General features: G+C 38.8%; 28 protein-coding genes, 1 pseudogene and 1 riboswitch. Of the genes and pseudogenes, 22 read left to right on the plus strand and 7 right to left on the minus strand.

Annotated elements, in window-relative coordinates:
- Positions 1–170: 170 nt before the first annotated feature.
- Positions 171–463 (plus strand): annotated as a pseudogene (locus ACEPXG_RS03030) (protein rep); the annotation flags it as partial.
- Positions 464–622: 159 nt separating this feature from the next.
- Here the strand turns inward: ACEPXG_RS03030 and ACEPXG_RS03035 are convergent.
- The 4 genes from ACEPXG_RS03035 to hemQ all read right to left on the minus strand — a co-directional run bounded on the left by ACEPXG_RS03035 (position 623) and on the right by hemQ (position 3,346).
- On the minus strand, positions 623–808 hold the full coding sequence (locus tag ACEPXG_RS03035; RefSeq protein ID WP_391207386.1) for a DUF4177 domain-containing protein: 186 nt from the start codon (positions 806–808) through the stop codon (positions 623–625).
- Between the two features lie 767 nt (positions 809–1,575).
- Positions 1,576–1,899 (minus strand): spore coat protein GerQ, encoded by a 324-nt coding sequence (gene gerQ, locus ACEPXG_RS03040; protein ID WP_391207388.1) that lies wholly within the window; start codon positions 1,897–1,899, stop codon positions 1,576–1,578.
- A 19-nt stretch (positions 1,900–1,918) separates the two neighbouring features.
- The gene (locus tag ACEPXG_RS03045) at positions 1,919–2,287 is read right to left on the minus strand and encodes a cell wall hydrolase (protein ID WP_391122974.1); all 369 of its coding nucleotides are present in this window, start codon (positions 2,285–2,287) and stop codon (positions 1,919–1,921) included.
- A gap of 309 nt (positions 2,288–2,596) precedes the next feature.
- Positions 2,597–3,346, minus strand: a complete 750-nt coding sequence (hemQ, locus tag ACEPXG_RS03050) for a hydrogen peroxide-dependent heme synthase (protein WP_391207391.1) — start codon at positions 3,344–3,346, stop codon at positions 2,597–2,599.
- A gap of 152 nt (positions 3,347–3,498) precedes the next feature.
- Between hemQ and pta the strand changes: the two genes are divergently transcribed.
- Positions 3,499–4,443 (plus strand): phosphate acetyltransferase, encoded by a 945-nt coding sequence (gene pta, locus ACEPXG_RS03055; protein WP_391207393.1) that lies wholly within the window; start codon positions 3,499–3,501, stop codon positions 4,441–4,443.
- 12 nt (positions 4,444–4,455) lie between these two features.
- Complete coding sequence (locus tag ACEPXG_RS03060; RefSeq protein WP_391207396.1) at positions 4,456–5,295, plus strand: biotin/lipoate A/B protein ligase family protein; 840 nt, start codon at positions 4,456–4,458, stop codon at positions 5,293–5,295.
- A gap of 17 nt (positions 5,296–5,312) precedes the next feature.
- Here ACEPXG_RS03060 and ACEPXG_RS03065 read toward each other — a convergent pair whose 3' ends face one another.
- A complete protein-coding gene (locus ACEPXG_RS03065) occupies positions 5,313–5,936 on the minus strand; it encodes an RsfA family transcriptional regulator (RefSeq protein WP_391207399.1) in 624 nt (207 codons plus the stop codon).
- Positions 5,937–6,093: 157 nt separating this feature from the next.
- Here ACEPXG_RS03065 and ACEPXG_RS03070 point away from each other — a divergent pair, with 157 nt between their 5' ends.
- From ACEPXG_RS03070 to ACEPXG_RS03080, 3 genes are all read left to right on the plus strand, one after another.
- On the plus strand, positions 6,094–6,321 hold the full coding sequence (locus tag ACEPXG_RS03070) for a DUF1450 domain-containing protein (RefSeq protein ID WP_151698829.1): 228 nt from the start codon (positions 6,094–6,096) through the stop codon (positions 6,319–6,321).
- 171 nt (positions 6,322–6,492) lie between these two features.
- Entirely contained in the window at positions 6,493–7,788 is a 1,296-nt protein-coding gene (locus tag ACEPXG_RS03075; protein WP_391207401.1) for an HD domain-containing protein, read from the plus strand.
- Positions 7,789–7,801: 13 nt separating this feature from the next.
- A complete protein-coding gene (locus ACEPXG_RS03080) occupies positions 7,802–8,317 on the plus strand; it encodes a YwgA family protein (protein WP_391207404.1) in 516 nt (171 codons plus the stop codon).
- A gap of 246 nt (positions 8,318–8,563) precedes the next feature.
- Here the strand turns inward: ACEPXG_RS03080 and ACEPXG_RS03085 are convergent, their stop codons facing one another.
- Entirely contained in the window at positions 8,564–8,749 is a 186-nt protein-coding gene (locus tag ACEPXG_RS03085) for a 2-hydroxymuconate tautomerase (protein WP_391207406.1), read from the minus strand.
- Between the two features lie 66 nt (positions 8,750–8,815).
- Here ACEPXG_RS03085 and ACEPXG_RS03090 point away from each other — a divergent pair, with 66 nt between their 5' ends.
- Positions 8,816–9,331 (plus strand): YwhD family protein, encoded by a 516-nt coding sequence (locus tag ACEPXG_RS03090; RefSeq protein ID WP_391207408.1) that lies wholly within the window; start codon positions 8,816–8,818, stop codon positions 9,329–9,331.
- A gap of 733 nt (positions 9,332–10,064) precedes the next feature.
- On the opposite strand, the gene ACEPXG_RS03095 is transcribed toward ACEPXG_RS03090, so the two are convergent.
- The gene (locus tag ACEPXG_RS03095; protein ID WP_391207410.1) at positions 10,065–12,134 is read right to left on the minus strand and encodes a transglycosylase domain-containing protein; all 2,070 of its coding nucleotides are present in this window, start codon (positions 12,132–12,134) and stop codon (positions 10,065–10,067) included.
- Positions 12,135–12,305: 171 nt separating this feature from the next.
- Between ACEPXG_RS03095 and speE the strand changes: the two genes are divergently transcribed.
- The 15 genes from speE to ACEPXG_RS03170 all read left to right on the plus strand — a co-directional run bounded on the left by speE (position 12,306) and on the right by ACEPXG_RS03170 (position 26,444).
- On the plus strand, positions 12,306–13,139 hold the full coding sequence (gene speE, locus ACEPXG_RS03100; protein WP_391119875.1) for a spermidine synthase: 834 nt from the start codon (positions 12,306–12,308) through the stop codon (positions 13,137–13,139).
- 4 nt (positions 13,140–13,143) lie between these two features.
- Positions 13,144–14,016 carry an agmatinase gene (gene speB / locus ACEPXG_RS03105; RefSeq protein ID WP_391207413.1) on the plus strand — a complete coding sequence of 291 codons (873 nt, stop codon included), beginning with the start codon at positions 13,144–13,146 and terminating at the stop codon, positions 14,014–14,016.
- 810 nt (positions 14,017–14,826) lie between these two features.
- Entirely contained in the window at positions 14,827–15,246 is a 420-nt protein-coding gene (locus tag ACEPXG_RS03110; protein ID WP_391207415.1) for a DUF1934 domain-containing protein, read from the plus strand.
- Positions 15,247–16,914 carry an arginine--tRNA ligase gene (argS, locus tag ACEPXG_RS03115; RefSeq protein WP_391207417.1) on the plus strand — a complete coding sequence of 556 codons (1,668 nt, stop codon included), beginning with the start codon at positions 15,247–15,249 and terminating at the stop codon, positions 16,912–16,914.
- A 228-nt stretch (positions 16,915–17,142) separates the two neighbouring features.
- A riboswitch (cobalamin riboswitch) is annotated at positions 17,143–17,283 on the plus strand.
- Positions 17,284–17,411: 128 nt separating this feature from the next.
- Positions 17,412–18,380 carry an ABC transporter substrate-binding protein gene (locus ACEPXG_RS03120; RefSeq protein ID WP_391207419.1) on the plus strand — a complete coding sequence of 323 codons (969 nt, stop codon included), beginning with the start codon at positions 17,412–17,414 and terminating at the stop codon, positions 18,378–18,380.
- A 4-nt stretch (positions 18,381–18,384) separates the two neighbouring features.
- Positions 18,385–19,368, plus strand: coding sequence for a FecCD family ABC transporter permease (locus tag ACEPXG_RS03125; RefSeq protein ID WP_391209755.1), 984 nt, complete (start codon positions 18,385–18,387; stop codon positions 19,366–19,368).
- Between the two features lies 1 nt (position 19,369).
- Positions 19,370–20,839 (plus strand): adenosylcobinamide amidohydrolase, encoded by a 1,470-nt coding sequence (locus tag ACEPXG_RS03130; RefSeq protein WP_391207422.1) that lies wholly within the window; start codon positions 19,370–19,372, stop codon positions 20,837–20,839.
- A gap of 3 nt (positions 20,840–20,842) precedes the next feature.
- The gene (gene cbiB / locus ACEPXG_RS03135; RefSeq protein ID WP_391207424.1) at positions 20,843–21,802 is read left to right on the plus strand and encodes an adenosylcobinamide-phosphate synthase CbiB; all 960 of its coding nucleotides are present in this window, start codon (positions 20,843–20,845) and stop codon (positions 21,800–21,802) included.
- Entirely contained in the window at positions 21,789–22,865 is a 1,077-nt protein-coding gene (locus tag ACEPXG_RS03140) for a pyridoxal phosphate-dependent aminotransferase (RefSeq protein ID WP_391207426.1), read from the plus strand. Before cbiB ends, ACEPXG_RS03140 begins: the two co-directional genes overlap by 14 nt.
- Positions 22,838–23,368, plus strand: a complete 531-nt coding sequence (locus ACEPXG_RS03145; protein WP_391207428.1) for a bifunctional adenosylcobinamide kinase/adenosylcobinamide-phosphate guanylyltransferase — start codon at positions 22,838–22,840, stop codon at positions 23,366–23,368. The genes ACEPXG_RS03140 and ACEPXG_RS03145 overlap by 28 nt, the downstream gene beginning before the upstream one ends.
- Positions 23,369–23,376: 8 nt before the next feature.
- Positions 23,377–24,198: a cobyric acid synthase gene (locus ACEPXG_RS03150; protein WP_391207430.1), complete on the plus strand. Its 822-nt coding sequence runs from the start codon at positions 23,377–23,379 to the stop codon at positions 24,196–24,198.
- Entirely contained in the window at positions 24,199–24,948 is a 750-nt protein-coding gene (gene cobS / locus ACEPXG_RS03155) for an adenosylcobinamide-GDP ribazoletransferase (RefSeq protein ID WP_391207432.1), read from the plus strand. It abuts the gene before it with no gap.
- On the plus strand, positions 24,918–25,517 hold the full coding sequence (locus ACEPXG_RS03160; protein WP_391207434.1) for a histidine phosphatase family protein: 600 nt from the start codon (positions 24,918–24,920) through the stop codon (positions 25,515–25,517). The genes cobS and ACEPXG_RS03160 overlap by 31 nt, the downstream gene beginning before the upstream one ends.
- A complete protein-coding gene (locus ACEPXG_RS03165) occupies positions 25,469–25,879 on the plus strand; it encodes a bifunctional adenosylcobinamide kinase/adenosylcobinamide-phosphate guanylyltransferase (RefSeq protein ID WP_391207437.1) in 411 nt (136 codons plus the stop codon). Before ACEPXG_RS03160 ends, ACEPXG_RS03165 begins: the two co-directional genes overlap by 49 nt.
- Positions 25,854–26,444: a cob(I)yrinic acid a,c-diamide adenosyltransferase gene (locus tag ACEPXG_RS03170; RefSeq protein ID WP_391207439.1), complete on the plus strand. Its 591-nt coding sequence runs from the start codon at positions 25,854–25,856 to the stop codon at positions 26,442–26,444. The genes ACEPXG_RS03165 and ACEPXG_RS03170 overlap by 26 nt, the downstream gene beginning before the upstream one ends.
- Positions 26,445–26,446 lie beyond the last annotated feature (2 nt).

Here is a 26,446-nt window from a genome sequence, read left to right on the forward strand (position 1 = left end):
TTATTATCTATTAACAGTTAGTAACTGTCAAAGGGAGACCAGTTGCAACGTGAGAGCAACCAATTCTGGCGCAAGAGCGACCAATTTGCATCTAACCGCAACCAATTTCTACGTAAGAGCAACCAATTCTCATAATAAGGAGTTATCTTCAGGTGAGAAACAATAAAGTAGCAAGGATTAAAGTGTCGAAGTATCCAGTGAAGGATGCGGATGTGATTAGGGGCGACAAGGTCACGGAGGAAAACGTTCAAACCGTGAAGGACATGGATTCGGCCCTTGCCTATAAACGATTGATTACCTAGGGTGGATTGCTGAAGGAAATTCATAAGGAATTGAAACTAGGAGATCCGGAAGATGGCGATTTGATACATATTGACGGAGAATCGGATGAGGTGCCATCGGGGCGGTCGATGTGATGGCTTACTGGCATGTAGGTTTAAAAAACTATGTGATTTCAAAATAAAAAAAAGAGTGGCACGGGTTCGGTTGATGGGGAGAAAAACGCTATTAACATCTGAATACACTATTAATCAGCGCATATTTCAACAACAAATTAACAATATAAATGGCAAGTAAAAAACGCTCATATATGAGCGTTTTTTTGATGTATATTTTACTATTCTTATTCAATGACCTTTTTTTCAAAAATGAGTTTTATATCAGTTGTGCCACCAGTGGTTGATGATAGTGGTGCAAAGGTATGTAAACGCCATTCTTCCTGTGCATACTTTTTTATAATCTCCTCTGGATTTTCTTTAGGATTACCATTCCAGTCAACCTTAATATTAACAAATTCATATTTAAACATATTAATACCCCCTTGGTCTCATCTAGTTTCCCTAATTCGCACCAGTTTTAGCATTTGTTTTAACAATACCGCATAAATTATGTGGTGTCTACACTTAGTATGTGAATTAATATGTTAATCAGAGTGTCAAATATATTGAAGTATGATATGACAACAAAAAAGGATCCACCAATACATTTGTGAATTGCGTCCCCAATTATGTTGTTATGTACTTTTTTCTTCTCAACAACCGAACCAGTTAATTTATAACGAGCAAGTCGTTCCTTATGGAGCAGGTGAGTGGAATACTCTTCTTTAATTTGCCTGTATTTATTATCTATTAACAGTTAGTAACTGGCAGAGCGAGACCAAATGCAACGTGAAAGCAACCAATTTATATGCAAGAGCGACCATTTCTCATAACAAAGAGTTATTTTAGGTGAGAAATAATAAAGTAGTAATGATAAAGTAATTTGCCTGTAATTATTATCTATTAACAGTAAGAATCCGGCAAAGGGAGACCAATTCCTATAGAAGAGCAACCAATTCATATGAAGGCGCAACCAATTCGCACCTAACCGAGACCAATTCCACCACAAAAGCAACCATTTCTCATAATAAAGAGTTAGCTCTATGTGAGACATAATAAATGAGCGATGCTTCAGGCTAATATGCCTGTATTTCTCCTAACTTTCTATTGTACAAAAAAAGACTATAGACATATTCGATTTTCATCGAGTTTGTCTACAGTCTGTGGCTTATCCGCAATATCGGATAAGCCTCTTTTCTCATAAGTTATAGTTAATTTCTTCATCAAATGTTGCATAGTCAAAGTAAATCATGAGCATTAAGTATCTTTTGCCGTTAGGATCACTAAGGATAACGTGATCTCGTCCGGCAGCTTCGACATAGCCTGTAATAACTTTAGAGTTATGTTCTTTACTGTGTTCGAATGTAAAATAGAATGTGCCGAGCTTTCCTTTATTCATTCTCAAAATATTTTCAATATAGGATTCTTCCTGACGTCTAGCAGCAGGTAGTTGAACGTTTGGTGGGGTCATTTGTTGCTGCTGTTGTGGATAGCCTCCGGGGTACCAATAATATTGAACCATTCATACATCCTTTCTGTAATTAAATGCTAGGGCAATCCTCTTCTGAAGGGGAGTAGAAGCAGTGAGCTTTAAAACGTCCAGTGTTCCATTGGTTATACCACTGAGCAGGGCAATCGCCACCTGGGTCAAAAAACCATAAAGAACGCTCTCCAGGATGAAAACGTTCTCCGTTAATCACGCGCCTTGCTAGTTTTCTATCAACCTCCCGTGCACGCTGATAAAAATACGATTTTGTTGTTGCTTCAAATCCACCGGGTTTTTGAAAAACCATGTCTTCCAAATTGCGGACATCTTTGAAGTCTAAGCAGTCAGCACGAACTCGGTTTACTCCAACATTCCCGACCAACAGCATTCCAAGATCGCCTTCACCTTCTGCTTCTGCACGCATTAATCTTGCAAGTAAATCCAATTGCTTATCCGTAGAACGAACTACTGCCAATGCATCACCTCCTACATTACACTATGCAAAGAGGTGTTACATCATGCCCAAAAGAGAGTAGCTCAATAAAAAAAGGCTGCAAAAACTGCAACCTTTTCCACTTATAAGAAAGCATGGATTTTCTATAAAGTTACTGTTTAGTCTCCAGGCGCCAGCCGCTCGAGGTCAAATGCCAATTTCCTGCGGTGGCTGAGGAACTGCCTCCTCAGGAATCGTCATTTGCTTTTCGCGGCTTAGCGGGCGCCTTTCGCTTTTCTATTAAATATGAAAAAATTCTCCGCGTTTTTCACCAGCAAGAATTGTACCAATAAAGAATGAACCGAATTCCGCATAGCGCGCACTTACCTCATCAAAACGCATTTCATAAACCAATTTTTTAAACTGAAGTACATCATCTGAGAATAAAGTGACACCCCATTCAAAATCGTCGAAACCTACAGAACCAGAGATGATTTGTTTTACTTTACCAGCATATTGGCGGCCGATCATACCATGGCTACGCATTAAGCTTTTACGATCTTCCATGGAAAGCATATACCAGTTATCTTCGCCATTGCGACGTTTGTCCATTGGATAGAAGCAAATGTACTGAGAACGTTGAAGCTCCGGATATAAGCGAGCACGCACATGTGGATTTTGATATGGATCTTCGTTAGATTCTCCAGCTAAGTAGTTCGACAGCTCAACTACAGAAACGTATGAATAAGCAGGAATTGTAAAATCGGCAATCGTTAATTTGTTGAATTTCGCTTCTATTTCTTGAAGTTCATCTATTGTTGGGCGCAATGTCATTAACATGAAGTCCGCTTTTTGGCCAACAATTGTGTAAAATGCATGAGCACCTGTTTTGGCATCATCTGCTTGTTGCAATTCATCAAGGAATGCGACAAATTCATCTGTTGCTTGTTTTCGAAGTTCTGGATCTATTTGTTTCCATGATGTCCAGTCCATTTGGCGAAAATCATGTAAAACGTACCAACCATCTAGTGTAATTGCTGCTTCATTCATTGAGTAAGACACTCCTTTTAATTAAAAATTTCGCCTTTTAAGTGTATCATACAAGCCCCAATATTTCCCGCTTGGCATGCATTTTTACATGACAATCTGTGACGAACTCGTGTATGCTTGAACTAGCAAAAACTTCAATAGGAGGAGCGAACTTGGCTAATTTATTTCACGAAATAAAGCACAAATTAAGTGGAGCCAATATATCCATTGTATTACCTGAAGGAACAGATGGGCGAATCATAGATGCAGCTGAAAAATTGCAAGCGGAGGGGATCATTCAACCTATCGTAATTAGTTCTTCTAAAAAATTGTCAAAAAATTTGACGGTTATTAACCCTGAAACGTACGAAGGGATGGACGACCTCGTATCCGCATTCGTAGAGCGGCGTAAAGGGAAAATCACAGAAATAGAAGCAAGAGCGCTTTTGAAAGACGTCAATTATTTCGGAACAATGCTTGTCTATACGGGCAGAGCAAATGGTTTAGTAAGTGGAGCAGCCCATACTACAGCCGAAACAGTAAGACCTGCACTGCAAATCATCAAAACAAAACCTGGTATTACCAAAACGAGCGGTGCATTTATTATGGTGAAAGATGAACTTCGTTATATTTTTGCTGATTGCGCAATTACTATCGCTCCTACAAGTGAAGACTTAGCAGAAATTGCAGTGGAAAGTGCGAAAACCGCTACTGCCTTTGGAATAAAACCAAAAGTCGCTATGTTGTCCTTCTCTACAAAAGGCTCCGCTCAGTCAGACGAAACGGAAAAAGTGGTGAAAGCAACTATATTAGCAAAAGAGCTGGCACCAAATATAGCAATAGAAGGGGAGTTGCAATTTGATGCAAGCATTGTTCCAGCAATTGCAGCCAAAAAAGCACCAAGTGCAGTTTTGCAAGGTGATGCAAATGTCTTTGTATTTCCCTCTTTAGAAGCGGGGAATATCGGATATAAAATTGCAGAGCGTCTAGGTGGGTTCGAAGCAATTGGCCCCATTTTACAAGGCTTAAACGCCCCCATCAATGATTTGTCACGTGGCTGTTCAGCAGAGGATGTATACAAATTAGCTTATATTACAGCAGCGCAAGCGTTAGAATAGGGAGTTAAGAAAATGTCTCAAATAGAAACATTATTACAGCAAGAAAATTGGCGGTTTTGGGATCAATCGCTTAGCGGAAAAAGTCGTTCCGCATTAGAATCATTTGCTGCAGATGATTTGCTCTGTCATTTAGTTGGACAAGGGCAATCGCCCGCAACGATTCGTACTTGGGTACACACGAATACAGTTGTATTAGGAATCCAAGATCACCGACTTCCGTTTGTAGATGATGCACAGGATTTCTTACGCACACAAGGGTTTGCACCTATAGTGCGTAATTCAGGAGGTCTAGCGGTTGTCTTAGATGATGGAGTTCTTAATGTTTCGATTGTTCTTTCTGAAAATAAGCAGTCCATTGATATTTCTACTGGGTATGAAGTAATGTTAGAATTCGTTAAGCTTTTATTTCCAGAAGCAGAAGGTAAAATAGAAGCTTATGAAATTGTCGGATCGTATTGCCCAGGTTCATATGATTTAAGTATTGGTGGGAAGAAGTTTGCTGGGATTTCGCAACGTAGACTTCGACAAGGGATCGCCGTCCAAGTGTATTTATGTGTAGAGGGTAGTGGAAGTGAGCGAGCAGATTTGATTCGCCAGTTTTACGAAATTGGAGTACAAGGGGAAGAAACGAAATTTAGTTATCCAGTAATCCATCCAGAAGTGATGGCCTCTTTGAATGAATTGTTACACTCAAGCTTTACAGTTGAAGATATTGTCATACGCATTCAACAAGTATTGCAACATCTGTCTACTAATGTAGTTTCGCAATCTGTCACGCAAGATGAAATGGAGCTCTACCAATTTTATATGCAACGAGTAGTAGATCGAAATAAAAAGATGCTTACAAAATAAGAAAAACCACCAATCCATTAAACGGTTGGTGGCTCTTTTGATATTAGATTTCCGTTTTTCTCCATTTGAAAAACTGGTACAGTTGGTATTTCTTCATCATTTAAAGTAACTAGTCTTCTTGCGCGGTTCATAATTTGAACGAATTGCTCGTAATCTTGTTTAATTGCTGCGTTTTCTTTTTCTAGTTTTGCAAGTTCACTTTCTAGTTTTCGAATTTTTTCGTTTGAAATAGTTGCTAAATGACGATACCTTGATATGTCTGAATCGCTGTGCTGTAATCGAACGAGATAGGCGATAATGATATCGATCGATAATGCAGAAACTGGAATGGAAGCTGTACGTTCGCCACTTTCTGCTGGTTTTGCTAAATAGATCCCGTTTCCTCTTCGTCTATAATCTTTCCCTAATATACGAAGCTTTTCTTTTCGTTCTTTTTTCGCTTCTTTTAATTCTGCTTCATATTGATGGCGAACGACAGCATTCCAGCGAAATCCACATGCGGCAGCTGTTCGATTTAACTCATCTCCAGCTTCTTCAAATGCATTTAACTGCGTACTTCCTTCGCGGACGTGTCTTAGTACCATTTCTGCTAGCATTTCATCGTTTTCATCCATCCAAGCATCTTGTCTTATTTTTACCATGTTTGTCCTCCTACCATGTTCATAGTTTCGTTGTTCTATTAACATAATGGACAACTTATTGCTCTTTTATTCACGTAAAATACACTTGATAGCAATATAAGCTTTAAGATACAATGACCTGTAGACTATTACTATTTATAGAAAGGGTTGTGGACAAATGGCAAACCATTTTCGAGTTTGCGATGAGTGTCAGGCCGTTAATTTGAAATCATTAATTCCAAAGCTAAAGGCGATAGATCCAGAAGCAGAAATTGAAATAAAAGAATGTCAATCTTACTGTGGTCCAGGACGAAAAAAAACGTTCGCATTTATTAATAATCGTCCAGTAGCTGCTTTATCGGAAGACGAATTAATGGAAAAAGTACGTGCCAAATTAGAATTGTAGGGAGCTCGTTTAGCTTTCTCTGCGACGAGCAAAACATTGTAATCAGAACTTTTGCCGCCTTTCAAAGAGCGGTTTTTTTCTTTATAATAGAATAAATAATACCCGGTTTCAGCACCTTATCATTCGAGTTCAAATGTAGGTGCTTTCACTTTAATATACGGAGGTGGCTAAATGAGCTATGCAACGCAAAAGCTTGCAGAAGAAAAAGTGTTTAAAGACCCAGTTCATCGATATATTCATGTTCGTGATCAAGTAATTTGGGATGTTATCGGCGCAAAGGAATTTCAACGGCTTCGTCGGATTAAACAGCTAGGAACTACGTATCTCGTTTTTCATGGTGCAGAACATAGCCGTTTCAATCATTCTCTTGGCGTATATGAAATTGTCCGTCGAATAGTGGATGATAGTTTTAGTGGACGTCCTGAATGGGATGCTTCTGAGAGACTAGTAGTATTATGTGCGGCGCTTCTTCATGATTTAGGTCATGGACCATTTTCGCATGCGTTTGAAAATGTGTTTGGGTTAGACCATGAAAAGTTTACCGGTGCTATATTGCTTGGGGATACCGAAGTAAATGAAATATTAAAAAGAGTAAGTCTAGATTTTCCACAAGAAGTAGCGGACGTTATTGCAAAAACTTACTCAAATAAGCAAGTTGTAAGCTTAATCTCCAGTCAAATAGACGCGGATCGTATGGATTATTTACAACGCGATGCTTATTTTACAGGTGTTAGCTATGGTCATTTTGATATGGAACGAATTTTGCGTGTTATGCGTCCTCGTGAAGATCAAGTAGTTATAAAATCAAGCGGTATGCATGCGGTAGAAGACTACATTATGAGTAGATATCAAATGTACTGGCAAGTGTATTTTCATCCAGTTTCTCGAAGTGCAGAAGTAATATTAACGAAAATTTTACATCGTGCAAAAGCTTTAAGTGAAAAGGGCTATGATTTCAAGCAACAGCCTACTCACTTTAAATCTTTTTTTGATGAAACTTTTTCATTAAAAGATTATCTCGCATTAGATGAAGGGGTATTAATGACTTATTTCCAACTCTGGATGACGGAAGAAGATCCGATTTTAGCTGATTTATGTGATCGATTTGTCAATCGTAAACTCTTTCAATATATTGAATTTGATTTGGCAAAGGATTACATGAAGATGAAAGAGTTAGAGTTATTATTTAAAAAAGCGGGTATAGACCCAGAATACTATTTGGTTTTTGATTCGTCTTCCGATTTGCCCTATGACTTCTATCGTCCAGGGGAAGAGGGAGAACGAATCCCAATCCACTTGCTCATGCCTTCAGGAGAGATTCGAGAACTTTCACGTGAATCAGGAATAGTAGAAGCAATTTCAGGGAAACGACGAACCGATCATAAGTTATATTTTCCAGAAGATTTCTTAACAGAGGACGGCAAGAAAAAAGCATTGAAAAAACAAATCTTAGAGTTGTTAAAGTAAGGGTGGATTCGAATTGCTAGAAGAACATGCAAAAGTAGTACAATTTATCGGAGTAGCGGATGGAATAACTGGACGAAAGAAACTTCAGAAAATGATTTATATTGCCAAAAAACTGCAATACCCATACAAAGAAAAATATGAGTTTCATGTGTACGGACCTTACTCAGAAGAGTTAACTTTACGAGTGGAAGAGCTGTGTAATATGGGCTTTTTACACGAAGAAAGACAAGACAAGGGTTCCTACGTTCAATACAAATACCAAATGACGGATGCCGGGGAGCATTTTACGCAAATGGCTCAAGTGGAAGAGGCAAGCCCAGCTTTACTTTCTTGCATTACCCAAATGAAAGCAAAAAGTTCGAGATTCCTTGAACTTGTATCCACATTACTTTACTTCGACCAGATGCCAAAAGAGGATCAAATTGAAAAGCTTCATGTTGTAAAAGGAAAACTAAATTTTACAGAAGATGAAATTGAAGAAGCATTTTCATTTGTAATGAATTTAATGAATGAGCGAGCTATCCTATAGGGATGGCTTTTTTTATGGTTTTTTTTGTTGCACAGCTATTTTATAAGTTGAATTGCTATATCTCACACGAAGTTAACTCTTAATATTGAGAAATAGTTGCTTACACGATAAAACTGATTGCTCTCGTAACCGAACTAGTTGCTCTCAGTGTAAAAGTGATTGCTTGCTCCTTACAACTGGTTGCTCTATGACAGTTTTTAACAAAATAAAAAACGAACCCCAAATAAAAAAGGAGTTCGAATCTGATTATTTATCACTAAACCGTTTTCCACCGACTGCGTAATGATTTTTAGACATTTCCTCGATGAACACAACAACGTTTTCCACAGGTGCATTTGCTGTTTCAACCACAGCAGCTGTCACTTTCTCAACAAGCGCTTTTTTTTGCTCTTCGGTACGGCCTTCGAGCATTTTTATTGTTACATATGGCATATCATTTCCTCCTTTAGTGAAATCTTCTGTATACTAGTATCATAACAGAACGGAGGGAACTTTCGAATGGCTAATGAAGAAAAACCAAAACAAAAAATAGGCTTCACTATTATAAAGAATGATCCAACAGACGGACATAAAGGATTTGGAATTGGTTCTCTTTCATTAGAGAACGTATCACCAGTGATTATCGATGTAGAAGAAGACATTGCAAGAGTAGAGATTGGTGCAATGCATGCAAGAAGTGATACCGAACGAGGGATTAAATTTACGACCAATCGAGAAGATTCCGAAGGTGGGAAACCGTATTGGCTTGTTTGGGTGACAATTGACCAAAAACAAGAGGGTGCCTATTATGCTGGGGTGACGGCTTGCGAAATGGTTGTCAATCGCGAAAAACGTAGAGGCTATAAAATTCTTGCTGATCATGTAAATCGCATGGATAAATCAATGAAACGACACATTCTTGTAGACTTTATGGATGATCGATCTAAGAACATTCTCAGTGATTTTTTGCAAACGCATAATAAAGAAATGTGGGATCGAAGCGAAGAAAAACTACATCTAGATTTAACAATCTAATACGTATCAATAACTGACCTAATTGACAAAATGTTTAGACTGGTATTATTAGGTTGAATAAATACTAAAAAAAAAGTACAATCTAGTTAAAGCTTACTTTACAGTAATGCTAGGACACTTAGTGAAAGTAATTATGCATGGCCTTGTGAAATTTGTGACAACCCAATCCCAAACTTACAAGCTTTCTGAAGTACTTTCACTAGGAAAAAGCTTTCTACTACCTAATTTAGGTAGTAGAAAGCTTTTTATTTTGTAGCAAAAAATTAATTTTGATTTAGTCTCGGGTAGCCACGAATTGGTTGCGGCTAGCTATGAATTGGTCTCGCCTAATCCGAGATTGGTCTCGAAGTGCCATTTACTGGCTGAAACTAGCAATATTTATCCACAATTTGGATATTTCCAATACAGACCTTCAATTAGTCTCGGTTAGCTACGAATTGGTTGCGGCTAGACATGATTTGGTCTCGCCTAACTCAAGATTGGTCTCGAAGTGCCATTTACTGGGTGAAACTAGCAATATTTATCCACAATTTGGATATTTCCAATACAGGCCTTCAATTAGTCTCGGGTAGCTACGAATTGGTTGCGGCTACCGTTGAATTAGTCTCGGGTAGACATGATTTGGTCTCGCCTAACCCAAGATTGGTCTCGAAGTGCCATTTACTGGCTGAAACCAGCAATCTTTCTCCATTCGAACTAATTTAATTTCCAATTTTTAAATCGGTTCTTGGTTTTATTCTCCAAAAAGTGAGAAGGGAAAAATGGACCATGGATGGTCATCCTCTGTTCTTTCTTCAAATGTTTGTGGTTTTAACTTCGGATCAGTACAAAGCTTTGTTGGAACATCTTTTTCCTTTAAATAGACAAGGCGTTGTTTCTTACAAGCAGAAGTCGCAATTCCACCGGTTTCAATGTCTACAATGACTCCACGTATACCTGGCGGAGCAATAAACGGCTCCACGGGTAACCCTTGGTGTGCCTTCTCCATAAATTCAATCCAAACCTGCTTTGTTACTTGCTTTGCTTCGGCATCACTCACTTGTTTTCCTTGGTCATAGCCATTCCAGACACCTGCAGTGAGTTGTGGAGAGAATCCGATTATATATTGATCGGTATTAGTTGTCCCAGATTTTGCTGCATATGGTCGTGTTTGTTTGGAACGAATGCTATTTCCTGTTGCTGGAGAATAATCATTAAAAGTCGGGTCAAACATTCCTGTGAGTAGATGTGATAGCATAAATGCATCGTGCTCCAACAATACTTTCTTTTCTTTCGTTTTTTCATTGTCCACATCGTAGATTATTTTGCCTTTATTATTTGTAATTTTTGTTATATAAGTTGGTGCTTTTTGGATACCTTTATCAGAAATCGTGTTATATGCTTTCGTCATATCAAAAAGGGAGACTTCAGATGTTCCAAGTGCCGTTGCTGGAGTATCCTTAATTTCCATATCAATATTAAATCGCTTAATCAGTTGTTGAAATGGTTTGTAGCCGATTTGTTCAAACGTTTTTACTGCATAAATATTATCCGAAATAGCAATTGCCTGCGCCAGTGAAATGGGGTGCTCTGCGAATTCACCATTTACATTTTTCGGTTCATATTCACGCCGGCCATTATCATATGTGAAAACAGTTCTTTCGCTATTCATAAACGTTAACGGGGAAAAGCCATTTTCGAGTGCAGCCGCATATAATAAGGGCTTAATCGTAGAGCCGGGTTGCCTTTTTGCTTGAGTGACTCGGTTAAACGGACTTTCTGCAAAACTGCGTCCACCAACCATTGCCGTCACATAGCCTGTTTTCGGTTCCATGCTAATAAACCCAATTTGCAACTCACCTTCTGGCATCCACTTTTCAATCACTTCTTCCGCAGCTTGTTGATGTTGTCTATTTAATGTCGTTTCAATTGTCCACCCACCTTCCTCGATGCGTAGACCTTTTTTCTTTACAATTTCGCTCGCTTCTTTCCAAACTTCCTCTAAAAAGTAAGGAGCAGTTTTCTTCGTTACAACAGAATCTTCCGCTTTCAATACGAATTTTTCTTCTTTTGCCCGTTCACGTTGTGCTGTTGTTACAAATTGTTGATCTTCCATAAGTTTCAAAATTAGTTGTTGTCTGTCTACTGCTTTCTTTTCGTTTACCAAAGGAGAATAATGCGAAGGTCCTTTTGGAATAGCCATTAATAAAGCGGACTCTGATAGTGTTATATTTTTTGCGCTTTTTCCAAAATAAAACCTACTTGCAGCTTCTACACCGTACATTCCGTGACCAAAGTAGACCGTATTTAAATAACCTTCTAATAGATCTTCTTTTTCGTAAAAAATTTCTAACCGGTACGCAAATAATGCCTCGTTTATTTTCCGATTCCATGATTTTTCATGTGTTAAAAATAAATTACGTGCGTATTGTTGCGTAATAGTGCTAGCCCCTTCCACTTTTTTACCTGCTTTTACATCTTTCAAAAGGGCAGAAGCAATTCGGGAATAATCAAATCCGTGATGCTTATAAAAGTCCTTGTCTTCCACTGCAATTGCGGCTTGAGATAGGAAAGGGGACATCTCATCCAATGAAACCCAGTAACGTCTTTGTTCTTCAAATCGATCACCAATTACATTTCCTTGATTATCTAAAAAGACAGAGGAAATAGGTACTTGAATAATAGGTGCACCAACGATTTGCGCATAAATACGAAGAGTTACAAATGCACCGGATAATGCACAAATAGCAGCAATGCTAAGTAGAAAAAACCTTTTCATGCGTTTTGATCGTTTGACTTTTTTTCGATGTTGCACACGACGCATAAAAATCTACTCCGTTCTTTTTGATGTTTTCATTAGTATGAGAACAATAGATTCAAATTAAACAGAAGAAGAAAAAAGTATTGCACTTTTGTCAAAAACCTCTATACTTTCTTTGTATTTAATTTTTTAAAAAAAGTACACAGAAAATATATAGTTAGAGGAGATAGATACATGGCTGGATTTTGGTTTACAGAGAAGCAAACCGAGAATTTTGGCATCACAATGAAGGTGAAACGTACACTTCATACGGAGCAAACGGATTTTCAACTATTAGAAATGGCAGAAACAGAAGAGTGGGGGAATATGCTCTTTTTAGACGGCATGGTAATGACGTCACAAAGAGATGAGTTTGTGTATCACGAAATGGTAGCACACGTTCCTTTATTCACACATCCTAATCCAGAAAACGTATTAGTTGTCGGAGGCGGAGATGGTGGTGTAATCCGTGAAATCATGAAGCATCCAAAAGTGAAAAAAGCAACACTTGTTGATATAGATGGAAAAGTGATTGAGTATTCGAAAGTATATTTACCAGAAATCGCTTGTGAATTAGAAAACCCACGTGTAGACGTTCAAGTTGGCGATGGCTTCATGCATATTGCTGAGTCAGAAAACGAATACGATGTAATTATGGTAGATTCTACAGAACCAGTTGGACCAGCGGTGAATTTATTTACAAAAGGTTTCTACGCAGGAATCTCTAAAGCACTTAAAGAAGACGGATTATTCGTTGCACAATCGGACAACCCATGGTTCAAAGCGGACCTAATCCGACAAGTACAAAAAGACGTAAAAGAAATTTTCCCAATTACAAATATGTACTTGGCAAATATTCCAACTTACCCAAGTGGTCTATGGTGCTTCACAATTGGTTCAAAAAAATATGATCCACTTCAAGTGCCGGAAGAGCAATTCTTTGATATAGAAACGAAATATTATACAAAAGAGCTTCACAAAGCGGCATTTGTATTACCGAAATTTGTGAAAGACTTAGCAGGAGAGTAAGCCGATGAGATTTGATGAAGCTTATTCAGGAAATGTATTTATAAAAAGTAACCAAAATTACGAAGAAGCACAAGCAGTTATTTACGGCATGCCAATGGACTGGACGGTAAGCTATCGTCCAGGTTCACGTTTTGGCCCGCAGCGTATTCGTGAAGTATCCATTGGATTAGAGGAATATAGTCCGTATTTAGACCGTGAGCTAGATGATGTAAACTATTTTGATGCTGGAGATATTCCACTTCCATTCGGAAATGCTGCAAAAAGTTTAGATCTAATTGAAGATTTTATTAGCAAGCTAATGCAAGATGGGAAAATTCCTGTTGGGATGGGCGGCGAGCATTTAGTGTCATGGCCTGTCATGAAAACAGTGGCAGATAACTATAAAGATCTAGCGATTATTCATATGGATGCTCACACCGATTTACGTGTTGAATATGAAGGAGAACCGCTTTCACACTCCACACCAATTCGTAAAATTGCAGAATATATCGGACCGAAAAATGTGTACTCATTCGGAATTCGTTCCGGAATGAAAGAAGAGTTTGACTGGGCAAAAGAAAATGGCATGCAAATTGCCAAATTCGAAGTATTGGAACCTTTGAAAGAAGTACTTCCTACTTTAGCTGGTCGACCTGTCTATGTCACAATTGATATCGATGTATTAGACCCTGCACACGCACCTGGAACAGGAACAGTAGACTGCGGCGGAATCACAAGCCGAGAGCTACTAGCTTCTATCCACGCAATCGCAAATTCAGGCGTAAACGTTGTAGGTTTCGATTTAGTAGAAGTTGCACCGATCTACGATTCATCGGAGCAAACCGCAAACACTGCTAGTAAACTGCTACGCGAAATGATCTTAGGCTTTGTGAAATAGAAGCGTAAACAGCTACTTATTGGGTAATCCATTATATTAAATAGTGAGATAAAAAAACGTGATGTCCTTTTACTAAGGCATCACGTTTTTTGGTCTCGTTAAGCGATATTCTAACTAATAATAGAATTTAGTTACAAGTAAGCTGTGGATCAATAGCAGTCATCTCACATCAAGTGAACTCTTTATTGTGAGATTTGGTCTCGGCTAGGGAAGAATTGGACTCGTTAAGCCATATTTTAACTAATAATAGAAATTAATTACTGGTACACCCGTTGAATATATACTCATCAATCGAAATTAGCGGTCATCTCCTACCAAATGAACTCTTTATTGTGAGATTTGGTCTCGGCTATGCCGAAATTGGTCTCGCTTATTGAAAATTGGTTGCGGTTATGAGTTAAATAGTCTCGTCTACCGATGAATTGGTCTCGTTAAGCCACATTCTAACTAATAATGGAAATTAATTACTGGTACGCCTCTTGAATCAATGCTCATGAATCGAAATTAGCAGTCATCTCACATCAAGTGAACTCTTTATTATGAGAATTGGTCTCCATTATGCCGAAATTAGTCTCGCTTTATGAAAACTGGTTGCGGTTATGAGCAAAATGGTCTCGGCTTACCAGCAAATGGTCTCGTTAAGCTAATAATTGTAAGCAATAAGGCCATTTTTGATTTATATGGATTACTTTATTTCTTCCAGATGATTTTGCTAAAATAGTGTATTCATTTTTGATTAGTTGTCATTGCCTAGCCTTTAGCCTTATAATAATAAGGTTATAGTAAAAAATGTTCTAAAGGATGAAAGTAATGTCTCAACCACTTAAAAAGCAAGTAAATATTCGTTTATTATCAACGATTAGTCATCCTGATGTCGAGAAAGAAATGTTCGATATTCAAACGACAGGGGAACTAATTTTAAAAGGGGCTCAACCTTATTTAGTTTACGAAGAAGTGCAGGATGAAAAAAATAGTCGAACAACTGTAAAGCTAGGTGGAAAGACGGCTTTAATTATGCGAACTGGTGGAGTTAAAATGCGGTTGCCATTTGCAAGTGGGGAGCTTCAAACAGGAAGTTACGATACAGTTTATGGCGTGATAATTATCACAACAAATACGAAGCACTTGCATTTTGAAGATGGGCATTTCCAAGTGGAATATGAGTTGTTAATAAGTGATGAAGTTGCAGGTACATATACATTAGAACTAACTTATACGGAGGCGAATTAAATGAACGCAGTAGAAAAACTACAACAATCCATTAAAACGGCGTTGAAGGAAGCGATTATGAAAGCGGAACTTGTAACAGATGATCAAATTCCTGCTATCCATTTAGAAACACCAAAAGACAAAGCGAATGGGGATTACGCAACGAATATTGCGATGCAATTAACAAAGCTTGCAAAAAGAAATCCTCGCCAAGTTGCTGAAGCAATTGTAGAAAATCTAGATATGACGGGAACAATGATGGAGAAAATCGACATTGCAGGTCCTGGATTTATGAATATTACTGTACGAAAAGATTATTTACAAGAAGTAGTGAAAGCTGTCTTAACTGAAAAAGAAGAATACGGACGTACTACTGCAGGAACGGGAGAAAAAGTGCAAGTCGAGTTCGTTTCTGCAAATCCAACTGGTGACTTACATTTAGGGCATGCTCGTGGTGCATCAGTAGGGGATTCCTTATGTAATGTACTAGATTTCGCTGGATACGATGTAGCCCGTGAGTATTATATTAATGACGCTGGTAATCAAATCCACAACTTAGCTATTTCGATTGAAGCTCGCTATTTTGAAGCATTAGGTTTGGAAAAAGAAATGCCAGAAGACGGGTATCGCGGTCAAGATATTATTGATATTGCTGCAGCACTTATGAAAGAACATGGAGACAAGTTTGTATCTATGTCCGATGAAGATCGTTATAAAGCATTCCGTGCACACGGTTTAAAAGTAGAACTTGCTAAATTACAAAAAGACTTAGCGGATTTCCGTGTAGGTTTTGATAATTGGTTCTCTGAAACTTCTTTATATCAAGGTGGAAAAATTGACGTTGCCCTAGATAAATTAAAAGCGAATGGTCATATCTTTGAAGAAGAGGGAGCAACTTGGTTCCGTTCTACTACTTTTGGCGATGACAAAGACCGTGTATTAATAAAAAGCGATGGCTCATTCACCTATTTATTGCCAGACATCGCATACCATGAAGATAAATTAGTGCGTGGATTCGATCAACTGATCAACATCTGGGGAGCAGACCACCACGGCTATATCCCACGTATGAAAGCGGCGATTGAAGCACTTGGATACGAACGTGAAAAACTAGAAGTATCGGTTATTCAAATGGTTCAGTTGTATAAAGACGGCGAAAAAATGAAGATGAGTAAGCGTACAGGGAAAGCCGTTACGATGCGTGAGCTTGTGGAAGAAGTAGGACTGGATGCAGTTCGTTATTTCTTCGGCATGCGTTCAGGCGATTCGCATATGGATTTCGATTTAGACTTAGCTGTTTCTCAATCAAATGAAAACCCAGTATATTATGCGCAATATGCACATGCACGTATTTGCTCCATTTTACGAGCAGCAGAAACTCAAGGGATGAAGGCTTCTACAAACTCCCTTGATTTATTACAAAGCGAAAAAGAATTAGACTTATTGAAAAAAATCGGTGACTTCCCACGAGTGGTAGCGGACGCTGCAAAACTTCGTGCACCTCACCGTGTTGCAACATACATCCAAGAAATAGCTGCAACTTTCCACAGTTTCTACAATGCTGATAAAGTACTGAATGCGGAAAACGTTGCACAAACAGAAGCACGACTAGCATTAGTGACTTCAGCACGCCAAACAATTGCAAATGCACTTCGATTAATTGGTGTAGCTGCTCCGGAAAAAATGTAATATCCAACACTTCGGCCTCGGTCGGAGTGTTTTTTTGATGTGAAATAGCGTTTAGTTGGAAAAAGTATATTGTTAGTTGGAATTTTGAGATGTTTAGTTGGTATTTTAGAGCATTTAGTTGGAAAAATGAGTGCGTTAGTTGGAAAATGATATTTTCCCCCAAACCGTTCTCCAAAAATCTCTGTCGACAACAATTCTATTTAATGTATAATAAAAACGATGCATCACGAATATTTTGAACATAAAGGTGCTTGCTAGTTTACTAGTGAGTTAAAAGGGAAGCTGGTTCAAACCCAGCGCGGTCCCGCCACTGTAAGTGATAGAACGTTATCACGAGTCAGAAAACCTGCCTTTATGTGTTTACACTTTTGTACCTACGAGGATAGGTTCGTGTAAGTCAGCTTGTTATATACATAAACTAGCAGATTTATACCTATTTTATCTCTCGTTCATTAGACGAGGGATTTTTATTTTGCACAAAAATGGAGGAATGACAGATGAAGAAGATGTGGCAATTATGGATGGCATCCGCATTAGCAGTATTATTGCTAGTAGGGTGTGGGACAAAAGAAGTAACACCAGTAGATAATAAAGATAATGCACAACAAGAAACGGCAGTAAAGGAAGCAACATTCCCACTAACAATCACTGATGCAGTTGGAAACGACATCACATTAGAAGAAGCGCCAAAAACAATCGTTTCGATGATACCAAGCAACACTGAAATCTTATTTGCACTTGGTTTGAATGATGAAATTGTTGGGGTAAACGACTATGATGACTACCCAGCAGAAGCGCTTGAAAAAGAGAAAATCGGCGGTATGGAATTCAACGTGGAAAAAATTCTATCCATGAATCCGGATATCGTATTTGCACATGAGTCTATGTTAGGCATGGGCGAAGCGGGGTTACAACAACTTCGTGATGCAGGTGTGAAAGTATTCGTTGTAAAAAATGCAGCAAACTTTGATGAAACATATACTACAATCGAGCAAATTGGACGTGCAACTGGGAAATTAACAGAAGCACAAAAAATTGTAGAAGGTATGAAAGCAAAAGTAGCAGATGTTACAGCAAAAATCGCAAAAGTAAAAACAAAGAAAACAGTTTTCGTCGAAACATCCGATGTTCCTGAAATTTATACACCAGGTAAAGGAACTTTCATGCAAGAAATATTAAATATGGTGAATGCAGAAAATGTTGCAGCAGACCAAGAAGGCTGGTTCAAAATCGAACCAGAAGAAATTGTTAGCCGTAATCCAGATGTTATTCTTGTTATGTATAGCTATGTAGATGGAATAGTTGATAGTGTTAAAGCTCGTCCTGGATTTGATTCAATTAATGCAGTGAAAAATAATGAAGTCGTGCAAGTGGATGAAAATATCACAAGCCGTACAGGTCCTCGTCTTGCGGATGGATTAGAAGAAGTAGCGAAAGCAATCTATCCAGAGGCTTTTAGTGAGTAAAGCCATGATCGGCTACATCTTGTCTATTGCTGCTTTAGTAGTAGCAATTTGGCTAGGTGTATCGGTCGGATCCGTAAAGGTACCGATCAGCACATTATGGGATACGGGAGCAGATAAAATTGCGACGAATATCGTTTGGAAAATTCGCATGCCGCGTGTAGTACTTGCAGGGCTAGTTGGTGCATCACTAGCCATTGCAGGTGCCGCTTTTCAAGCGTTATTTAAAAATCCGCTTGCCGATCCTTATACGTTAGGAGTGTCGTCCGGTGCCTCAGTAGGCGCCGTGGCTACGCTCTTTTTCGGTATTTCGGTGCCTTTTTTAGGGATTTATACGTTACCCATTTTTAGTATGATTGGCGCTTTAGTTACGATGCTCCTCGTTATGTCATTTGCCAAACTCGTTGATCGTTCGATGAAAATGGAGACGATTATTTTAACAGGTATCATTTTTAGTTCTTTTCTAGGTTCTGTCATATCTCTAATGATTGCACTAACAGGAGAAGAGTTACGCCAAATAATTGGCTGGCTTCTCGGGAGTGTATCGATGCGGGGCTGGAGCTTTGTACAAATGGCATTACCATTTATGATTATTGGAGGATTTTTATTAGGCTTGAATACAAGAGAGTTAAATGCCATGCTATTTGGAGAAGAACGTGCAAAACATTTAGGAGTTAACGTCAAACGACGAAAAATGATGATATTAATCGGCGGTTCGATGCTAACAGGAACTGCAGTTGCAGTATCTGGGACGATTGGATTTGTAGGGCTTGTTGTGCCGCATATGACCAGACTTTTATTTGGTTCCGATAATCGACATGTATTGCCACTAAGTTTTGTCAATGGAGCGGCCCTTTTAATCATATGTGATTTAGTGTCGCGCACGATTATTTCCCCAACGGAGCTGCCGATTGGTGTCATAACTGCTTTTATTGGGGCACCTGTTTTTGCATTTATTTTCTTTAGACAACGAAAAAAAGGAGGCATTTAATTTGTTGAAAATAGAAGGGTTATCTGGTGGGTACGATCACAGGTTAATCGTAAAAAATGTCTCCTTTGAAGTAGGAAAAGGAGAAATGCTTGGAATTCTAGGCCCAAACGGAAGTGGGAAATCCACATTATTGAAGGTGATAAGTGGAATTTTGCCTATGGAGTCTGGAAAAGTCTTCATTGAAGGGGATTCTCTCCAATCCTATTCACCGAAAGAGCTTGCTAAAAAAATGGCAGTGCTCCCACAATTACATAGTCATGCATTTTCCCATACAGTGAGAGATACTGTTTCGCTTGGACGGTATCCTCATCAAAGTGGTTGGTTTGCTTCGTGGTCCAAAGAAGACGAAGCTGCCGTTGTTGAGGCGATGAAACTGACAGCAATGGAAAAATACGAGCATCAACTATTAGATCTATTGTCTGGTGGCGAACAACAGCGTGTATTTGTTGCCCAAGCACTTGCGCAACAAGCTCCTATTCTATTGCTCGATGAACCAACAAATCATTTAGACATAGCACACCAAAAGCAACTGCTCGATACAATCAAAACGCAAGCAATCGAAAAAGGAATTACGATTGTTAGTGTATTTCATGACATAAATCTTGCTTCTATTTACTGTGATCGACTGTTATTAATGGATCATGGAGAAATAAAAGCAATCGGTGCCCCGCATGAAGTAGTGACGAAAAATCAAATTGAAACAGTGTATGAAGCTCGTGTCAGTACAAATCCACACCCGGAGCGTCCAAAACCACAAATTACCATTCTTCCAGATGTGAATGAAAAGAAGGATGACAAACGAATAACAGCTGAAAACTTTCAAGTTACTGGAGATTTAGTCATATTCCAAGCGGAAACTCAGCTGAAAACTTGGTCCTCTGCGGTAATCAATGCAGGAAGCGGTTGGTATAAAAACTTCGTGAACAGAAGAGTAGATGCCAATTATGCATGTGATAATGTGCATGAAGAAATGTTAGCATACCTTGCGAATAATGGATTTTCTGAAGCGGATACAGTTGGCATGATGACCGCAGTAAATACAAAGGACGCCGTAATAAAAGAATATGCCACACCATTTGGTAGTATTGTCATCATGGTTACAGCTGGTGTTGGAAATGCAGTAGACGTATCTAAAGCTCACGAAGTAGAAATGCTACCGGCAATTGGGACGATTAATACATGGATCATTGTGAACGGAGAGCTTTCGGATGAAGCATTTATTCAAGCTGTTATAACGGCAACAGAAGCAAAAACGAAAGCATTAGCATTCGAACAAGTGAAAGATCCACGTACTGGAACAATTGCGACAGGCACTTCCACCGATAGCGTATTAGTAGCAGCGACGCAACGTGGAATGTCTATTCCATACGCAGGTCCTATTACGGAAATTGGCAAAAAAATTGGACAAGGCGTGTACGAATGCACAGTAGAAGCAATCCAAATTTATAAAAAAGCAAAAGGATGGGTGTAAATAATGGGTCCGCATATTATTGCGATAGCAATTGGTCTACTAGTAGACAGAATCATCGGGGACCCACCAAATTGGCCACATCCTGTTCGGTGGATAGGTTCCCTAATTTCGAAACTCACAGACTGGCTGAATAAAGGAAGGGCTCGAAAAGAGAAAGGATTTCTACTAGTTATCCTAGTCGTTGGAATTACATTCTTTAGTACAGTCGCTATATTAATCGGTGCGTATTCCATTCACATATGGGTTGGAATTGCAGTTGAGAGTATTTTAATCGCCTCGGGACTTGCACAAAAAAGTCTAAAAGAAGCGGCAATGGATGTATATAAACCTTTAATGGCAAAAGATTTACCTACTGCTAGACAAAAGCTTTCGTGGATTGTCGGTCGTGATACAGAGGAATTAGATGAGAAGGAAATTACAAGAGGTGTCGTAGAAACGGTATCTGAAAACATAAGCGACGGAATTACTGCACCACTTTTTTATGCATTTCTTCTTGCTGGTGCACCAGGGCTATGGTTGTATAAAGCAATAAATACACTCGATTCCATGGTCGGCTACAAAAATGAAAAGTATGAGAAATTTGGTTTTGCAGCTGCAAAGTTAGATGATATTGCAAACTACATTCCAAGCCGTTTAACGGGATATATTATTATGCTTTGGGGAAAAAAAGAAAGTGTATTACCTTTTTGGGAGCGCATGAAAGGCTGGTGGCTTGATGCGAAAAAACATCCAAGTCCAAATAGCGGTTATTTAGAAGCTGCAACAGCTTACCAATTAGGAATACAACTAGGCGGAGTAAATACATATAAAGGGGTCGTATCAAATCGAGCGTTAATGGGGATTGGGGAAGTTACATTAACACCTCGTCATATAGTAAGTACAATCTCGCATTTGAATACGGCTGTTTTTCTATTTTGGCTTTGGATGATGGTCATTGGAGGGATTTTATTTGTCATTACCTAATCACGGAGCAAATGCTCATCACTTATATGAAAGTCTCCGTATGAAAATGCCTGAAAAGGTGATTGATTTCAGCGAAAATGTCAATCCAATAGGTCCGCCAGCATTTGTGAAAGAGCGCTGGGAATCGTATGAAGACTTAATCACAAAATACCCAGATCCTCATGGAGAACCATTTTTATCGGCAGCTGCGAACTATCATGATGTGCATGTTAAAAACGTTATGGTTGGAAACGGAGCAGCTGAAATATTTGCAAGTCTTGCGAAACGATACGAAAATAAACGGGCTATTTTGATTCATCCGACCTTTTCGGAATATGCAACAACCCTTGCCCCTTATCATGTGTACATAAAAGAAATAATTGCAAAGCAGGGGCTCCCACTAGATGAAATATTCGATGAAATAGAGTTTGCAGAAGTAATTTATATTTGCAGACCGAATAATCCGACTGGCTATTTGATTCCGTTAGAAGAGATTATACAAATTGCAGACTATGCGAAGAGATATAAATGTGAGGTCATCTTAGATGAAGCATTTCTTGATTTCATTGATGAGCGTGAGTCATTTATTCCTTATTTGACAGATTTTCCGAACGTCATAGTTGTTCGTTCGATGACCAAAATGTATGCAATTCCTGGATTGCGACTTGGTTACGCAGTAGCGAGTGGATCAATCATTAATGAAACTCGTTCAAAAATGCCGCACTGGAATAGCAATGCAATTGCAACAACGATTGGTGCAGCGTGTTTACAGGAAGAGGAATACCGTTTACGGGCAATTTCATATGCCAAGGAAATGCGGGAGCAATATACTGCTTTCCTTGAAAAGTGGAACTGTATTGTGCTTCCATCTAGAACAAACTTTCTTTGTTTTCAACTTCCAGATCCAACTAAATCGAGCGAATTCTTTCTGTCTTTATTAGCAAAAGGCTGCGTACTTCGTCATACCGAGAACTTTAAAGGACTTGATGGTAAATGGTTTCGAGTTGGAATGAAAGAAAAATGGCAAATGGAATTATTGCAAAAGGAGATGAATGCATGGTTCGAGGAAAACTTGTCTTCATAACAGGTGGCGTGCGGAGCGGAAAAAGTAGTTTCGCAGAGCATTATTTAATGAACGAGCAAGCAAAACGAAATGTGTATGTCGCATCTGGCGTTGCAGTAGACGGTGAAATGAAAGAACGAATTAAGAGACATCAAAACGATCGTGAAAATTATCCTGTCGAATGGGTGACAATTGAGCAACCACGCAATTTCGAACAAATACTTCCGCAAATCCAAGAAGGGGATGGCATCCTTTGGGACTGTGTCACCACTTGGCTTGCCAATGAGCTTTATGATAATGATATGGAAAAAGTAGAAAAGGCACTATTTGAATCAATCGAACAGTTACTAAGTAAAGCAAAAGTAGTTGTCATTGTGTCAAATGAAGTGCTCGATGAACCTTTATCCAAATATGAAAGTGTCGTCCTATATCAAAAGTGGATTGGACGAATTCACCAGCAGCTTGTTGCAAAAGCAGAACAAGCATTTGAAATGGAATATGGATTAAGTCAGCAGTGGAAATGAGGAATAGTATGAAAGGATTAATGGTACAAGGGACGGCATCGAGTGTAGGGAAAAGTTTAGTATGTACAGCTATTTGTCGACTACTTGCGAACGAAGGAAAACGAGTAGCACCTTTCAAATCACAAAACATGTCTAGCTTAAGCATTCATACAGAAGATGATTTTGAGATAAGTGTTTCGCAAGCATTGCAAGCAAGAGCCGCAAAAACTCCTTATTTAACGGAGATGAACCCAATTTTATTGAAACCCACAGGAAACATGGAAACAGACATGATTATTCTAGGCAAAAAACAAAACAAAATAAATGGCATGCATTACCGGGAACAATATTTTGAAGAAGGTCAAAAGCTTATAAAAAACAGTTTACAAACACTGTCCAATTCCTTTGAATACTTAATTTTAGAAGGTGCAGGCAGTCCTGTTGAAATGAATCTGAGAGACCGTGAACTTGTGAATATGCGCGTTGCCGATTTAGCAGATGTTCCGGTTATATTAGTAGCGAATATCGAGTATGGTGGTGTTTTTGCATCCATCGTTGGAACCCTTGCACTATTACCGGAAGAGCAAAGAGCCCGTGTGAAAGGAATCATTATTAATAAGTTCCAAGGAGACGTTTCTTTATTTCAAGAAGGAATTGACTTCATCGAAACGTATACAGGTGTGGACGTATTTGGGGTTATTCCTTATTTTCCAAATGAATTGGAAGAGGAAGACGGGGAAGTAGCACATAATAAGATTGCTTCTGATGAACAAATAAATGACTGGGCTAACCATTTTAAAAAGTTTATCAAATGGGATAAAGTGAAAGCCATTTTAGAAGGGGATGTGTAGATGAAGGGCTTGTTATTAGCACTTCAATTTTTCACCATCGTTCCTGTGCATAAAAATTTACCAATGGAAAAGCAGCAAATCTCAGGAATGTATAGTTTGTTTCCTTGGATAGGTGCAGGAATAGGAGCAATTGCTTGTTTAGGACTCTATTTCGAATGGAGTACCCTAATGACGGGATTTTCTATTGTGTTTTTAGGGATCTTTTTATCTGGAGGTCTTCATATGGATGGGTTTATTGACACTTCCGATGCATTTTTCTCGTATAAAGATCGACTGAAACGATTTGAGATTTTAGATGATCCACGAGTCGGAGCTTTTGGAGTAATGGCAGTTGTATTACTGGTCATCGGAAAAGTGATTATTGTTTCTGAAGTGTTAGCAGCCGAATCGTTTCACTGGATTTTTATCTTGCTAATCCCTTTTTTCTCAAGGGCAACACTGACGATGCTATTCGTATTAACGAGAAGTGCGAAAGAGAGCGGGCTTGCTCACTTTTTTAAGCAGAAAATGAATGCGAGTAGGCTCATACTTGCGACTTCATTTAACTTTTTTGTTGGTCTATTCATAATAGGATGGTTTACGGATTGGATGATTGCCATCACATTTGGAGTAGTTTTATTTATTTTTATTTGCTTATTTCGGAATTGGGCATGGAAAAATTTTGGTGGAATTACTGGTGACTTGCTTGGTGCGAGTGTGGAAGTTTCGGAGGTGGTACTATGGCTGACCCTTTTACTATTACTCTCATAAGACATTTGCCGACGAATGGGAATCGAGAGAAGAAATATATCGGCTGGACAGATGAACCAATCATTTCTGGTATAAAAACGAAAAAAATGCCTTCCGAAATTAAACAAGTAATCGGCAGCGATCTTCTTCGTTGCATGCAAACGGCAGAACAGTTATTCCAGCGTGTTCCGTATATTGTGAATGCAAATTTTCGAGAATGTTCCTTTGGTGATTGGGAAGAAAAAACATATAATGAATTAAAAGAGGATATTATCTATAAAGTTTGGCTTAAGAATCCACGAAAAATAGCTCCACCAAATGGGGAGTCACTGACTAACATGGAAGAGCGTGTGCTACAAGGGTTTGATGAAGTGGTAAAAGAATTTGAACTGCCTATTATTGTGACACACGGTGGACCAATTCGTTTTTTATTAACAAAGTTTGCAAGTGTGGAAAAAAGTTTTTGGAATTGGGAAGTACCCCATGGGAGCTGTTATAAATTGCAATGGGCAACTAAAAAAGACGTACTGGAGGGAAAGCGGTGCAAGTCATTTTCGGTGGAGCATTTAATGGAAAACGAGCATATGTAGAACATCATGTTCAAGGACGAAGCGTACAGTGGATGGATGCCGCTGAAGACACCCAGACTTTATTGTCAGATACGGAAATGGTTGTTGTATTTGGGGTAGAAAATCTGCTTGAACCTCAGTTAAACAAATGGCTTGGGCAGCTTGAACAATGGAATAAAACAATAGAAGTTATGGTAATAGCTACGGAAATTGGACGTGGCATCGTTCCGATGGAAGCAAGTATGCGCAAGTTGCGAGATGACGTCGGAAGATTTTATCAACAACTTTTTACAAAAGCAGACCGTGTAACACGAATTTGGTATGGAATTGCACAAACAATAAAGGGAGATGATTGGGATGAAGATTTACACAAAAACGGGTGACAAAGGGCAAACAGGATTAATCGGAGGAAGAACAGATAAAGATGATATTCGCGTAGAAACATACGGCACTATAGACGAAGTGAATTCGTTTATCGGGAAAGCAGTTACAGAGTTAGATCCAACTCTTTTCGCTGATATGTTGGAGGATTTAGAGACGATTCAACACGAATTATTCGATTGTGGTGGAGACTTAGCGAATGTATCGAATCGACGAGTGTATAAAATGACGGACGAACCGATTGAAGCAATGGAAAAACGTATTGATGTGCTTGTCGAAGAAGGTCCAGTGTTAGAACGATTCATTTTACCAGGTGGAACGCCAGCTGCTGCAACTCTTCATATTGCACGCACGATTACAAGACGTGCAGAGCGTCAAATGGTCACATTGATGAAAACAGAAGAGGATGTGCCAGCAGTTGTGCAACGTTATTTGAATCGTTTGTCCGATTATTTATTTGCAGCAGCACGTGTTGCTAATTCTCGAGAAAATGTTTCGGATGTAGAATACTTACGAAGTGCAAAAGTTTTTAAAAACGTAGGAAGCGTAAAAGAAGAGGGGAAGTAAAT

Source organism: Psychrobacillus sp. L4 (assembly GCF_042944905.1).
Taxonomy (GTDB): domain Bacteria; phylum Bacillota; class Bacilli; order Bacillales_A; family Planococcaceae; genus Psychrobacillus.